The sequence below is a fragment of the Pectobacterium wasabiae CFBP 3304 genome (assembly GCF_001742185.1).
Lineage (GTDB): Bacteria > Pseudomonadota > Gammaproteobacteria > Enterobacterales > Enterobacteriaceae > Pectobacterium > Pectobacterium wasabiae.
This window is the reverse complement of the sequence record NZ_CP015750.1, coordinates 4,604,924-4,618,310: the sequence shown is the minus strand read 5'-3', so window position 1 is coordinate 4,618,310 and position 13,387 is coordinate 4,604,924. Positions and strand designations below refer to the sequence as shown.

General features: G+C 55.7%; 12 protein-coding genes. 3 read left to right on the top strand and 9 right to left on the bottom strand.

The features are described from left to right. The first annotated feature begins 76 nt into the window (after window positions 1–76). Both A7983_RS20965 and A7983_RS20960 read left to right on the top strand, forming a co-directional pair. On the top strand, window positions 77–1,867 hold the full coding sequence (locus A7983_RS20965) for an ATP-dependent nuclease (protein WP_005966959.1): 1,791 nt from the start codon (window positions 77–79) through the stop codon (window positions 1,865–1,867). Next, entirely contained in the window at window positions 1,854–3,674 is a 1,821-nt protein-coding gene (locus A7983_RS20960) for an ATP-dependent helicase (protein ID WP_005966958.1), read from the top strand. Before A7983_RS20965 ends, A7983_RS20960 begins: the two co-directional genes overlap by 14 nt. Window positions 3,675–3,757: 83 nt before the next feature. Here A7983_RS20960 and A7983_RS20955 read toward each other — a convergent pair whose 3' ends face one another. The 6 genes from A7983_RS20955 to A7983_RS20930 form a co-directional block, all read right to left on the bottom strand. Continuing rightward, the gene (locus tag A7983_RS20955) at window positions 3,758–6,037 is read right to left on the bottom strand and encodes a helicase-related protein (protein WP_005966956.1); all 2,280 of its coding nucleotides are present in this window, start codon (window positions 6,035–6,037) and stop codon (window positions 3,758–3,760) included. 96 nt (window positions 6,038–6,133) lie between these two features. Next, window positions 6,134–6,379, bottom strand: a complete 246-nt coding sequence (locus A7983_RS20950; RefSeq protein WP_005966954.1) for a hypothetical protein — start codon at window positions 6,377–6,379, stop codon at window positions 6,134–6,136. A gap of 207 nt (window positions 6,380–6,586) precedes the next feature. Next, complete coding sequence (locus tag A7983_RS20945; protein WP_005966952.1) at window positions 6,587–7,696, bottom strand: DUF6094 domain-containing protein; 1,110 nt, start codon at window positions 7,694–7,696, stop codon at window positions 6,587–6,589. 70 nt (window positions 7,697–7,766) lie between these two features. Continuing rightward, window positions 7,767–8,414: a hypothetical protein gene (locus tag A7983_RS20940; protein WP_005966950.1), complete on the bottom strand. Its 648-nt coding sequence runs from the start codon at window positions 8,412–8,414 to the stop codon at window positions 7,767–7,769. A gap of 93 nt (window positions 8,415–8,507) precedes the next feature. Continuing rightward, window positions 8,508–9,182: a DUF3275 family protein gene (locus tag A7983_RS20935; protein ID WP_005966948.1), complete on the bottom strand. Its 675-nt coding sequence runs from the start codon at window positions 9,180–9,182 to the stop codon at window positions 8,508–8,510. Between the two features lie 82 nt (window positions 9,183–9,264). Next, window positions 9,265–10,185 carry a DUF3577 domain-containing protein gene (locus A7983_RS20930; RefSeq protein ID WP_005966946.1) on the bottom strand — a complete coding sequence of 307 codons (921 nt, stop codon included), beginning with the start codon at window positions 10,183–10,185 and terminating at the stop codon, window positions 9,265–9,267. Window positions 10,186–10,562: 377 nt separating this feature from the next. On the opposite strand from A7983_RS20930, the gene A7983_RS20925 reads away from it, so the two are divergent. Beyond that, a complete protein-coding gene (locus tag A7983_RS20925) occupies window positions 10,563–10,886 on the top strand; it encodes an H-NS histone family protein (protein WP_005966944.1) in 324 nt (107 codons plus the stop codon). A 71-nt stretch (window positions 10,887–10,957) separates the two neighbouring features. Here A7983_RS20925 and A7983_RS20920 read toward each other — a convergent pair whose 3' ends face one another. The 3 genes from A7983_RS20920 to A7983_RS20910 all read right to left on the bottom strand — a co-directional run bounded on the left by A7983_RS20920 (window position 10,958) and on the right by A7983_RS20910 (window position 13,237). Then, window positions 10,958–11,800 carry a phosphoadenosine phosphosulfate reductase domain-containing protein gene (locus A7983_RS20920; RefSeq protein WP_005966942.1) on the bottom strand — a complete coding sequence of 281 codons (843 nt, stop codon included), beginning with the start codon at window positions 11,798–11,800 and terminating at the stop codon, window positions 10,958–10,960. Window positions 11,801–11,925: 125 nt separating this feature from the next. Next, window positions 11,926–12,291 carry a DUF3085 domain-containing protein gene (locus A7983_RS20915; RefSeq protein ID WP_005966940.1) on the bottom strand — a complete coding sequence of 122 codons (366 nt, stop codon included), beginning with the start codon at window positions 12,289–12,291 and terminating at the stop codon, window positions 11,926–11,928. A 148-nt stretch (window positions 12,292–12,439) separates the two neighbouring features. Then, entirely contained in the window at window positions 12,440–13,237 is a 798-nt protein-coding gene (locus A7983_RS20910; protein ID WP_005966933.1) for a hypothetical protein, read from the bottom strand. Window positions 13,238–13,387 lie beyond the last annotated feature (150 nt).

Genomic DNA, 13,387 nt, shown 5'->3' with positions numbered 1-13,387 from the left:
AGCGCCAGGCAGTATCTTACAGTTTGAGTGCTACTATTATTTTTTGGAAGATAAATAAAAAGATAGGGAGGTAGCAATGCGGATTTCTCGAGTCCGGTTAATTAATTTCGCCAACTTCTCCAACGTTGATGTTGAAACGGGTGAAAGCATTGTTATTGTCGGTGAGAACAAAGTAGGTAAGAGCAATTTTATTCGCGGCTTGCAGTTGATTCTTGACCCTGGGTTGTCCGAGCGCGATCGGCAACTGGGCTTTGAACATTTTTGGGATGGATTAGGCGAAGAAAAATTGGGGGAGACGATTGAAATTTCAGTGGATCTTACTGATTTTACTGACGATCCCCGATTGATGGCTCATCTGAATGATTGTGTTGTTAATCCAGGACCACCCATGGTGGCTCGTCTTACCTATCGCTTTCAGCCAAAAACCGAGTTAAATCGTGCCCCTGAATCGCTAAAAGACTATGAGTATGTGATCTTCGGTGGTACTGATCCCGATATGCATATTGGCGGAGCGCTTCGCCGTATGTTACCCATAGATGTTCAGGGCGCGTTGCGTGATGCTGAGAAGGATCTTTCAAGCTGGCGCAATTCACCATTGAGACCACTTATTGAGGAGCTCACCGCGTCGCTAGATGATGATGCTCGTGAGGAAATTCAGACTCAGATCGACGAGGCTCAACGGGAGCTGGCTGGTCATGATGACGTAGTGGCGACAGCTGAACGAATTAGCGAACGGTTGGTAGCTATCGCGGGTGATCAACATGCCGTTCCAGTATCGCTGGGGCTTGCTCCGGCTCGCGTTGATGCTCTGCTACGCAGCTTACGCTTGTTGCTCGACAATGGTATCCGTGGCATTGGTGATGCCAGCCTTGGGACGGCCAATCTGATTTTCCTTGCCCTGAAAAGCCTCGAGCTTGATCGTCTTGTTGATGACGGAGAACGAGACCATACGTTTTTCGTCGTCGAGGAGCCAGAAGCACACCTACATCCGCATGTGCAGCGCCTTGTCTATCGTTACTTCTTGGGCACTGATGGAGATAATCGTGATGAAAGTACTCCGCTGACAACGATTCTGACCACCCATTCCCCACATATCGCCAGCGTTACGCCAATCAGATCCATCGTTCTGCTGCGTCATGACCCGGAGGAAGAGGAGACAATTGCTCTTTCAACGGTAAATGCACCATTCACGCAGCGGGATGAGGATGATCTACAGCGCTATATTGATGTCACTCGTGGCGAAATATTTTTTTCGCGAGGTGTTGTCCTTGTTGAGGGCGATGCTGAGCGTTTCCTTGTCCCAGCTTTCGCTGATGCACTGGGTATCCCGCTCGACATGCTTGGGATCACTGTGTGTTCGGTCGGTGGAACTAATTTCACCCCGTATGTGAAACTCCTAGGGCCACAAGGGCTTGATATTCCTCATGTGATTCTGACAGACCGTGATCCAGTGAACGGCAGGCATCCACGTGTTCGCAGACGGTTCATCAGTCTCCTTGAATTGGTTGAATATGAGCACTACCGCGACTACGAAAATATGGATGCTGAAGATGTGATCGGACTTGCCAACGATTACGGGTATTTCGTTAATGAGAATACCCTTGAAACTGAACTGTTCGAAAGCGGACTGGCTGAGGAGATGATAGATGTAATCCGACAGGAACTTCCACAACTGAAGCAAGAGACTCTAAATACATTGCAGCAATGGCTGGACGATGGTGAAGTCGATCAAGGTCGGTTGTTGAAGCTAATTGAGCGAATTGGCAAAGGGCGGTTCGCTCATGCGCTGGCCTCCTCGGTGTCGGAGGATGTTTGCCCGGATTACATTCGTGAAGCACTGGAGCATATCCGCGATGCCGTCGCGTAGTGTAAGTGCAGCCTACCTAGCCCAGGCTTCCGAGTTGGCTGGAAATCCTGGTCAGTTAGCCGCGTATAACTCCCTGGGGCATTGCGTTGTGCTTGCCGGGCCTGGAAGTGGCAAGACCAAGACACTTGTACTGAAACTGGCCCGTATCTTGGCCGAGGATGTTCAGGCACCGCGTGGTGCTGCATGCATCACATATAGCCAGGAATGCGCGCGTGAGTTGACACGTCGTCTTGAAGCGCTGGGGCTCAGAGAGGCACCGAATCTCTTTGTCGGAACCGTTCATGGGTTCTGTTTGCGTCATCTGTTGATGCCTTATGGGCGATTGGCCGATCTGCCGATCTCATTTCCGCTGTCGGTGGCTTCTCAGCGTGTGAGTGATCGGTTACTGCGACAATCTGGTGATCAGCTCTTTGGCTCAGGTCATCCCCATAAGGCCATTGATCTCGGGCGGCATCGCCGTTCAGTGCTGGACCGCAACAGCACTGCTTGGCGTTCAGAGGAGGAACTCGCTGCCTGGACCGAGGCTTACGAATCGGCATTACGGCAGGATGGGCTAATCGACTACGACGACATGGTGGTATTCGGCCAGCGTCTGATCGTCGAGCATGATTGGGTTTTGCCCTTAGTTCAGGCGAAATTTCCGGTCCTCGCGGTGGATGAATATCAGGATTTGGGGGTGGCGCTCCATCGTATGGTCAAGCGTCTGGTTTTTGAGGGGGGCGTGCGCTTGTTCGCTGTGGGTGATTCAGACCAGTCGATATACGGTTTTACTGGGGCCAATGGTGCGTTGCTCATGGAGCTGGCAGGCAGTGAAGGCGTTGAAACAGTTAGGCTCCAATTAAACTATCGTTCAGGTGCGGGTATCGTCAGTGCTTCTGAGATGGCGCTGGGTGAGGCTCGTGGTTATCGCGCGAATGATCCAAACCGTCAGACGACTATTGAGTTTGTGTTGTGTCCTGAGGGGATGGCGGATCAAGCGACTCATGCCATTGCACAGATCATCCCTGCTGCTTTGGCTGCTAAACCAGGACGGACGCTTGGTGATATTGCCATTCTGTACAGAGACTATCGTGCCGGAGATATTGTGGCTGATGCGGTGACCGCTGGTGGTTTTGATTATATCCGTGTGGATAACGCAGCACCTTATCGCAAGGTTGCCTTGACCAGCTGGGTGGAAGATTGCGCCGCATGGTGCGCCGGTGGCTGGCGTGTTGGTCGTCCGCAATTGCGTGGGCTAATAGACCGCTACCTCGCGTTTCATCGGACGAGATTGGATGATGCGCAAGCTCGACGTGAGGGGCAGAGGCTAACCGCGCTGCTTTGGGCTCTACGCGCCGACCAACAGCCTGCGCGTGATTTTGTCACGTCGCTGCGCAATGGTATCGTTGATTCGTTGCTGGGCACTGAGCTGGTGCTTGCAGATCAGGCTGAGCAATTGAATCGCATGTCTGCAGCGCTTGCCGAAGGTGGTGCGTTGGCGGCGTTGGATATTGTGAGTTTGGGTGGGCGTGATGGCTCACCTGATCACCTTAATCTGCTGACGCTCCACTCTGCCAAAGGCTGCGAATACGACGTGGTCATTATGGTCGGCTTGGATCTGGGCAATCTGCCGTGGCGTGGTGAGACGCCAGAAAAGCTGCGTGAGAGCCGTCGCCTTTTCTATGTGGGGCTAACTCGAGCACGGGATGAGGTTCATATGCTGTATTCTGGTTTTGTTGATGGTCGCTACGGCTCGATGCGTCAGGGGCGTTCCCCATTTCTGGATGAGCTGGAGGGGCGGATGCGTGAGGCTGGTTTACGGCAGTAGGTATTGAACAGATGTCGAATATGGTTTACTACCAGTTAAAAAAACGCCAACATCCAAAGAGGATGCTGGCGTTATCGTGTGAACTACGCCGCGACAAGCTGTCGGGCCAGAGCGACTTCAATAGAGTCACCATCTTGATTAAGCACATCCAGTCCTGATTCAGGCACGTCTCCCGACGTGCTCTGAGAGACCAGAATTTTCTTCGCCATCAGAGCCAGGCAGGTCATCTGCGACGTGGCCGTATACCCCAGGTAGATCACCTTCACAGGCTGCTTTTGTCCGATACGCCAGGAACGACGTGCGGCCTGCTGCAGCGTGTACACGTTGTACCCAGATTGCATGAACACAATCGTTGGGAATTCCAGAAGATCCAGCCCCGTCTTGACCAGCTCGGGATTGGTGATGAGGACATCAATTCCTCTGTCGAGTTGTTCGGCAATCCAGTCTTCGCGTCGGCTGGCATCTACGCTCGCACGCAGTACCGCCACCTTGAAGCCCTCTTGCTCCAGCAACATCTTCAGCCTGCTGGTGGTGTCTCGCGTACCGGTGTAAACGGAATAGATCAGAGTCTTGCGACCTTTTGCTTTCTCCTGTTTGCAGATATTGATCAGTTCCCGCTCCTTGGGCATCACCTGCAGCTCATTGAACTGGGCCGGGGTGAAAGCCAGTACTTCTCGCGTACGTGGATGGCGCACGGTTTCAGTACGAAAGCAGCAGTCAGACCAGGCCAGCAGCACATTGAGCACCACGCCCAGCAAGGTAGTGTCCCGCTTTCGCAGGGCTTCCTTGAGCTGAGTCGTCAGGCTGGCAGCGAGCTTGCTGTAGGTATCACTTTGCTCAGCGTCCATCTCGACTTCCCTGAACTCTTCGTCATACGGGGGCAGTACGCCACCAATATCCCGGAGCTTGAGGAAAATCGTGAAGGGCAGAACGCAGCGAAGCACACCTTTGGGGCCGAACCCCGGCGCTTTGACTGTCCTGACGGTAACCTTCGAGCCTTTGGCGGTCTTGTGGGACGGACCATCGCTCTCGGAATAGATATCCTTGAGGACGCCGTGCTCCCGCATGAATGCCATGGCTGCAGCGTTCATACTGCCGCTGGCACTTGGTCGGTAGCCGTCTTCGATCATACGTCCGGGCAGCGCCCGGAACAGCAGATAGAACAAATCGGAAGCGTAGCCTCCCATCAGCGTGCCGGTGAGCAGCAGCGTTTTGCGGGTTTTGGCCGCAATAACACCCATGGCCTGACCTTGCGCGGAACCGCCTGTCTTGTACTCGTGGGCTTCGTCGGCGATGAGCAAATCGAACGTGCTTTGCGGCAGATACCGCTTCACAAATTCGCTGGGTTGATAACCGCCTTCACCGAAGCCGAACTCCATACTCGACATGGCGCGTTCCATGCGCTGAGCCTGCCTGTCTGAAAAGACCAATTCCCCTCGGTTGTCCATCAGGTTGATGAACTGGTGGAAGTTATCCCCCAGCATCGATGCCAGGAATGAATCGCCGAAGGTCTTCATCAGTTTGGCCGCAGTGGCTTCACCTATGGTTGGAATACGTTTCAGCGCCCGCAGTACCGCTGCGGATTGATCGCTGCCTGACAAACTACGTGGTCGCATCAGTGTCCAGAGGGCACTCTCGCAAAAACTACACTTGCGACGTACTTCCTCCGCGTCGAGTTCCAGTGCGTTGACCGGTTCGCCATCAAGATTGCGAACCATGGTGCCGCAGTGTGGACAAAGCCCAACTGTGCCGTGACGGGTGCGCTTGCGAACGAACGCGGGCTTCCAGTGGAATCCCATGCGCATGCGCACACGGCCAATGATGAAAAATTCCTGTCCATCGGCTGGCACATTCAGTTGCTCGCGCAGCTTGATCAGTTTGAGCAGCGTGTCCGGGCCGTTGAGCACCCAGACTTTGGCCCCTGTGACGGTTTCGAGAATTTCCCTGCGCCATTTGTAGACCAGGTGTGGCGGGCTGAGGACGAGAGTGCGGCGATAGCCCTCCGCATTGAGCACCGCCGCCAGCGCGATGCCGACGGTGGTTTTTCCCGTCCCCATATCACCATTGACGATAGCCGCACGCTCGCCCTGATTGACGAGCAACTCGGCCGCTGCATGCACGACCTCAGCCTGGGCGGGGAACAACTGTCGCTTGAGATTGGCCAGAATACGTTGTCGGTTTACACGTGGCACGCCGTTGTAGACCGGTGGATTAGCCCGATTGAGAGAATCGAGCAATTCATCCCCGAACTCGCTGACAAAATCCTGCATGCTGATGGAGAGTTCGTCGTTCGCAGGGTCGAACAGATCGTCTGTTGCAGATGAGTGAGTGACGGCAGATGCCGCTTCGATTTGCATGGTCATGGAGATGCTCCAAAAAATGGGGCATGCACCACCCCAGGGGCGATGTATGCCCCTGGGGGAAGAAAAGTGGACGCCGTAGCGCCGCCTTTTGGAAGGTCAGTATTCGCTGGGTAACAACAGCGTAGTAACGCTGCGATCCCACTCAGTAATGATCCAGATTTTCAGATTAGGGTTGACCTGATACGAGGAAAATAAACGGTCTTCGCCTGACGCGAGCGCGTGGTCATTCTGCCGTCGGTCATTCTCCTCCAGTTCTCCCCAGTCGCCGCAGAGATGGCGGTTCAGATAAGCGGCTGGATTGAGATGCCCTTGTTCGACCAGATTGGTGATGCCGGAGGTCATGATGATTGCCCCTGGTGAAAAGCGCAGTTTGGTCACAGTGCTGAGAAAAGTGCCTCGATTGCCATGAGATAGCTCCTTGAATAAACAAGGGGTCATGGCATGCCCAGTGGGGTGTCATGACCCCGGTGGGTGAGTGAAATGGACTGGCGTTGAACTCGGGTTCAGTGGCCAGCGGTGTGTGGGTGATGCTGCTTCCCCCTGCGGGGATTAATGGATGGTAAGGATCTGTCCCAGCGTGGCTGAGTCAGGAGACAGGTCCCATGCTCTGATGACGGGCACGAACTTATCGGTGAGGATGCGCGTTTCGGCGATGGAGCCGTCATCGCGTTCGCAATACTCGGTGCTCGTCGCTTTTTGCTTGTAGGTATCCCCCTTGACTGCAAGCGTGCGACCGCTTGGGGACTGCACGACACCGGAGATAGCACCCGCCGCCAGGGCTAATGCCAGGTGCCATTCAGATAACGCACGCGCAGGCGCACGCAGCGACTGCTGCGCGGCACCGAGGTGAGTCTCGAGCGCTGGCCACAAACCTCGCAGGCGTTGTACCTCTTCGGCGAACTGCATCGGCTCCATGCTGATGCGATAAAAATGTTCGGGTTCAGCCTGGGCGCTTGGAACGACATACGGCAACGATGTCCACTTGGACGGCAATTCCGCTGCTTCCTGTTCTCCCTGCCCGATTTGCAACAATCGGGCGCGGGTGGACTTCACGTCTTCACTCGCCAGATCGCGCTGGCGAGCGCGACGACCAAATAGCACCACTTGTTTGAACTGTGTATCTACCGCACGGAAGACACGCAGGTCGGCGAAGTGGCGCGTGAGCCAGCCCACCATTTCCTGGTCGAGTACATAGGACGGAATGATGAAAACGAGAATGCCGTGGTACTGCAGCAGGGGCAGCGTCCGCTGGTAGAACAACTTTTCCAGTCGGGGCAGGCCTTTACCGTCGTAGCCGATATTGCCGTTGGCATCTCTGGATAAGTCGCCGTACGGTGGGTTGAGCCAAAGCAAGCCGAATGCCTGACGCGAAATGATGGTGTCCATCAAATCGGCATGGATACAGTGTTCGACCAACAACCGTGCATGACTGGCGCGCACCTGATCGTATTCGATAGCGTACGACCGGGTGTGAGCAAGCCCGAGGGCATGGGCGGCTTCGGCAATCGCAACGCCTTCGCCGGCACAAGGATCAATAATGCACATGGGCTCATCGCTGGGTGCCAGTGCGGCGAGTGTCCGTTCAAGCGTGGACTCATCGGTAGGGTAATAGCCATTTTTGGCAAAATTTCTGGCGAGCCGGGGAAACATGAGTGCCATAGGAATCTCCTGTCTGGCGGTGATGAAAGAAAGTGCAGGTGCCTGGTAAGGTGCGCCTGCTGTGGAATGGTCAGACCGCCGCTTGCGAGGTGCAGATCTGTGACGGATAGGGATAGGCTGTGAGAGCGCCGTTACGAATAAGCCCGCCCAGCGCGTCGGTGAGTGCTGGCACGTCCAGTCCAAGGCGAAAGCCCCGCAGCGGCCCGAGGGCGACCGGTAGCTCATGGAGCATGTCGCGGCTGCGCAGCAACTCCAGCACCGGCATTTGCCAGTGGTCGAGCAGTGGCAGCGGACATGTGTCTTTGACGAGTTGCCACAAGCGAACAGTGGGTTCAGCGGCAGATCGCGGTAGTAGCGCCAGTGCGCTGGCTGTGCTCTTGTCAGGGCAGATGCAGCGTTGGTCGAACAGCCACAGATTGGTGAGCGATCCAAACAGCGTGCGGCGATAGTTGCGGGTCAGGCGTTTTTCAAGGCGCTCGACCGAGGGGATGAACACAGGCACGGAGCCGCCGTGTTCTGTGATGAGGTGAAACTGGTTCAATCCATCCTCATCGCGACCCAGTGTGAGACGGGCGATAAATTGCTGGACGGCAGTATCCCGCGCCCAGATTGAGACAAAGACCAGATCGCCATTCTCGCGGCAGACGCAGGCATCGACCATCAGGTCAGTGCATTCGTCGATACGGAACAACGGTTGCGGTAATGAAGATTCGGGCATGGTGGTGTCCTCTATGAGATTGAGGGGCAACATCACCCGAAGGGCAGAGTTGCCCCGAAGGATTGGAAAAGCGTGCAGTGGTAGCTGTATGAATCAGGTCGCCAGAGATTCAGACTGGCGGTTCCACTGCTGGGCCGTAGCGTCGAACGCATAGCCCAACTGGTTCAACCGCCCGATTTGCAGGCGCAAGGTACGGCGGTCAATGGTCGAGTCCAGCTTTACCGACTCACCCAGCGGCCAGAGGATGCCGAACAATAAGGTGTCGTCACTATCGAGATTGCCCGAGGCCGCCACAGTAGCGGAAGGCGCATCGACGCCGAATGGCGTGGTGTCGACCAGTGGGTCCTTGGAAGCTTGCACAGGGGCCGACCTGGCCTTGGATTTGGGCATTGCGGTTGGCGTAGGCACCGGTTGTGTACCCGATTCCTCATCAAGCGGATCGACATCCTGCGTGGCGAAGGCGCGAGCCTCTGCTTTGCTGAGTTTGTCGATACCAGACAAGGTCATGCCATCCAGGTTGGCCCGGATCTCGAATCGCATGCCGTCGCCGACAGGATAGGCTTTCGGATAAATATATCGAATCGCAAATTCACCCTCATACTTCCCCTCGGGATACTGCTCCAGTTCGGGATCTTTGACATGGAACAACCCAAGGTGTGTGGTGAGACGACCGACTGTGAACCGGCCGTTACGACCGGATATTGTGCGGATTGCGAGTTGACCGCGAACGATGATAGGGGGAGCGGATTGAACGGCTGCTGTAGCCATGGATAATCTCCTGGGATGCGTTGTACTACCGATAACCTTGGAAAAAGAGACAAGACCCCAATGTGAGGTCTTGCCGATCGGCTTAGAGTGAAGTGACGAGAGCGGGCTCTTCTTCTACCGAGGATTGCGCTTCAGGCCCGGCTGTACCAGACGTCGTAGAAGGCATATCCGCGCTGTTATCAGGACTTTCTGACGCAGTGGATGCCACCGTAGCGTGCCCAGAAGAGGGGGGCTGGTTGGCAGTGGGATAGACCAATTGGCCATCGATCTTGATCAGACCAATATGGATCAATCTGGACTCCAGACTCGCAGCCGGCTCGCCGGCATGCTCGCCCTTCGTGCGAAGGTACGGATCGGCTTTCATGTCGTTGAGACGAAAGGCCACCAATACCTTGCGCTCAGCCTCGATGGCCTGCACGCAACGGCGTACCAGATGTTGAGCCTCCGGCGCGGTCACGATGGTGTTGATGTACCGGTATTCCGGCTCTTCAACAGGCCCGGCCAGAGCACCAATGGTGCACGCGAGGAATGGGTCACCCTCCTTCGGTGTAACGTCTTTGGGCCGATTGAGGTAGCCAATGCCCCGAGTGATCAGTTCGTACTGTTCGATAGCCGCCAGTGTGGCAGGGTCGATCAGTTCAGCCTTCAGGAGTCGCCCCTTGAGGCTGGCTGCTGGCTCACCCTTGCGTTCACCGCTGGGGCGGATGAATGCATCACTCCACAGATCCCCCAGCCGGAACTTGACCATCGGGCGCTGCTTTGGATCATCCATGCCGACGTAGTGTTCGACCAGTTTTTTAGCCTCGGCACCTGAGACCTTGACGTCAAAATAGCGGGTGACCGGTTCTTTGACAGAGCCGACCAACGCGGCGATGGTGCAAGCCAGAAAGGGCTGAGCACGTCGGCCACCGCGTACGGGAACTTCCCGCACACGCTGCAGACGACCGTAACCTTCGGTGTGCAGATCGAAATAGGCTTTTTCGCCTGAGGTAGAATGGCTCATGGTGAAATCTCCATTGAAAATGAAGCGGAGACACACCAGGCCCGATGGCGAGGGTGTGTCACCCCGCGATGGGTTGATAAGGCGGATGCATCCACTACCGGTATAAACCGGTGGTCGTTCGCGTGAGGATGCTGGGCGAACTGGCTCGGTCATGCGGTTTTTGCCGCACCGCAACCTTGGAGACCGTGGTTGCGTGGCATGTCGCTGACAACGTCAGCAAAACATGCCGACAGACTGCCCGTGCCTCAATGCTGGCGCGACGAGAAATATGAACCGGAGTCGTTCCCTATTTTCGAGATGCCATTCCTCTGGAAATGGCTGTCGTGGTACAAACGCGTACTTAACGACTTTCTGCATCACCCACGGAGGGAGAAATAATGTCGATTGATTTGCAGGCGCTGTCCGCAGCCGAATTGAAGGACCTGATCGCATCCGCACAGGATCAACTGGTCAAGGGAGAACGTGAACGAGTCAAGGCCGTTCGCGAGAAAATTCTGCAGTTGCTGGAAGGTGAAAATCTGGAGCTGGAGCAGGTCTTCCCGAACTCAAAGCCGAGTCCTCGGGTAAAAAATCCTGTGGCTCCCAAATATGCACATCCCGACAACCCAAGTCTGACTTGGAGTGGTCGAGGCAAGCAGCCGAATTGGTTCAAGGAGGCGCTTGCAGCGGGCAAAACTCAGGAGCAGTTACTGCTGTCTTGACCGTTATCCAAAGCGGCACCTGATCAGAACAGACTGCAATCAATCAGGTGAAATCTCTCCTGCGACGCGGTTTAATCGCCACAAAAGCAGGCGACCGCTTCTTCGGTTGGGTCGAACAGATCACCCTGGTTTGCGGCAAATCGTGCCAGATCGGCATAGCTGGGGCCATCAACACGAAACCGTGTGCCACTGGGCTTGTTGGCCAGGTTCAGTGATTCCATACGAATCCACCATATGGCGGCTTCCGGTCTGGCCTTGATGAGGGCCAGGCGCTGTCCTTGTGGCTTGAGGAAGCACAAATCACAGTTGCCTTCGAGTGTGCGGCCTTTCACGGTCAACAGTTCCAGATCGAAAGGCTGCACCTGCCAGAACGCACTGACCTCGTATACGCTGATGTTTGCATCGGCCAATGGCATGCACATCATTTCATGGCTTGATTCCGTAGAGTGACCGCGCGCCCGAATTTTGGCGACACGCCGTTGCTCGTCGGCGCTGATGCCAATGAATTGATCCCATTCTGTCCAACCGAGACTGCGCAGGTATTTATGCATCGGCCGAATTTTCAGGCTGGTGGTGCAGCCGCGAGCAACAGGGTTGGGCAGGTATTGGCGTTTACGGATCAACGCCTCGAAAGGCTCACCCTGACGGCTGCCAGTCGTGAAATCGGCCCGCTTGAACCCTGGTGCAGCGTCCTGATATTCGAGCCAGTGGATAGGGGTTTTCCAATGTGTGGCGCAGTCACGCACGAAGCGCAGGGTAGCTTCTACTTCTTTGCCCGTGTTGGCGAAGCAGACTACGGTATCGGCAGGCAGGCCGCCGTTGGCCTGTAAAACGCGCCACAGCATATAGGCACTGGTGCGGCCACCGGAAAAACTGATGCAGGTCGGGGAGTCAATCTTGAACGGGTCGCGCATGTGGGCGTCTCCAGAGTATCGCTGGTGGAATGGCCTGTAGTGGGCTGAGACGAATGCGTGTCAGCGGTGGAGGTGCTGGCGCGAGAGGAAAGAAGCCCCCATGAGGGGGCTATGGAGGACGAGGCTCAGTTGCTATCGGGGCTTGTCGCGACAACTTGCAGGAAAATCTGTGTTGCGGTAGCGGACACTTCGAGATCACCAGCACCATCCAGGATGCCGGTAAACACCCTGTCGCCAGGCTCGAAAAACTCACCAAAATCATCGCCACCGAACTCGGCGCGTGAACGCTCCCACCAGTCGTCGAAGGGCGCAACGTCAGGGTTGCAGCCAATTGCGTAGGCGATCAGCTTTTGACGCCCATCGGGATGGCGCTCACCATGCTCGGCGAGCCAGTAAACACCCTGATCCTTGACCAGGATGATGCGGCACTGATTGGCAACAGCTTCTGCGATGACGGGCCGCAATTCGGCTCCTTTGAAGCGTAAAGTCATACACGTTACTCCTGAGAGGATGGTATGCCGGGCAACACAGTGAAGAAGTGTTGTCCGGGGCGGGGGATTGGTGCGTATCCCAGTCGAGGTGCGATAAGTAAACGATGCTGGTCAGATAACCCACCGTATAGACGGGTTGTCTGTAGCGTCATGACTTGCGTCGCAGCGGCTTTTGAATGGTGCGCACACGTATGCGACGCCAACTGCCATCGTCGATCAGCCTGAACAGTACGTCTCCGAGGGTATCGAAGAACACACCGTCAACCCGTTCAACCAACTCTCCATCGTGGCTCAGCACTACGGCATAGAGGTCGTCGGCGCGTTCGTATTGCACAGTGACGCGGCCATTGAATTTCGCCGTGCTTGTGTTGAAGCTGATAGCCGGTGGTGTAGCGATGATGTCCTTGGGCAGTGGATCAATCCAGGTGAAATCCCGCGCACCCGCATCAACCAGCAGGTGCGTAATCCGACGAAAACCATCCGGTGCCGGCAGCTCCTCCAGTTGCCTTATCAGTTCCTGTAACTCCGGACAGCGGGGTTGCGGGATCGGAAGCTTGGCGGGGGCGGAGCCGAGGACATACGTCTGGAGCTTGTAGGGCTTGCCATCAGCGGTGTATTCGGTGCGCTCTTCGGGGGTGTCTGCGCGAAGACCGTCGAAGCGATGCCGTGCGTAGGGTTCGACCTGCACCTTGGCTCCTTCGTCTGGATCGTCGGTCACGAGCGTCCGGTCAAGCACGGCGAACTCGATTCGACCCGTCTTGACGACAATGGCATCCTCCGTCCTGGCGATGATCTTTCCTTCAAAAGGCTTGGGATCAATGTGAAAGCCCAGTGTCGAAACCTTGGGCTGGCCGTCAAAAATGTTGAACCTGAAACTGCGGGCATTGGAAGGAACGTGGTCACGCACCAATGACTGCATCTGATTGCGAATGGTTTGATGATCCATGGGAAAGTCTCCAAAAAAAGGAGCTCCCCAGCCACAAGGGAGGAAAGCCCCTATGGGTGGAATGAGAAAATAACGAAAGCCAACACACCGTCAGCGTGTCGCAGTCTTGATGGCCTTGACTGCCTGGGATGTTGCCAGCTACACCGGCGA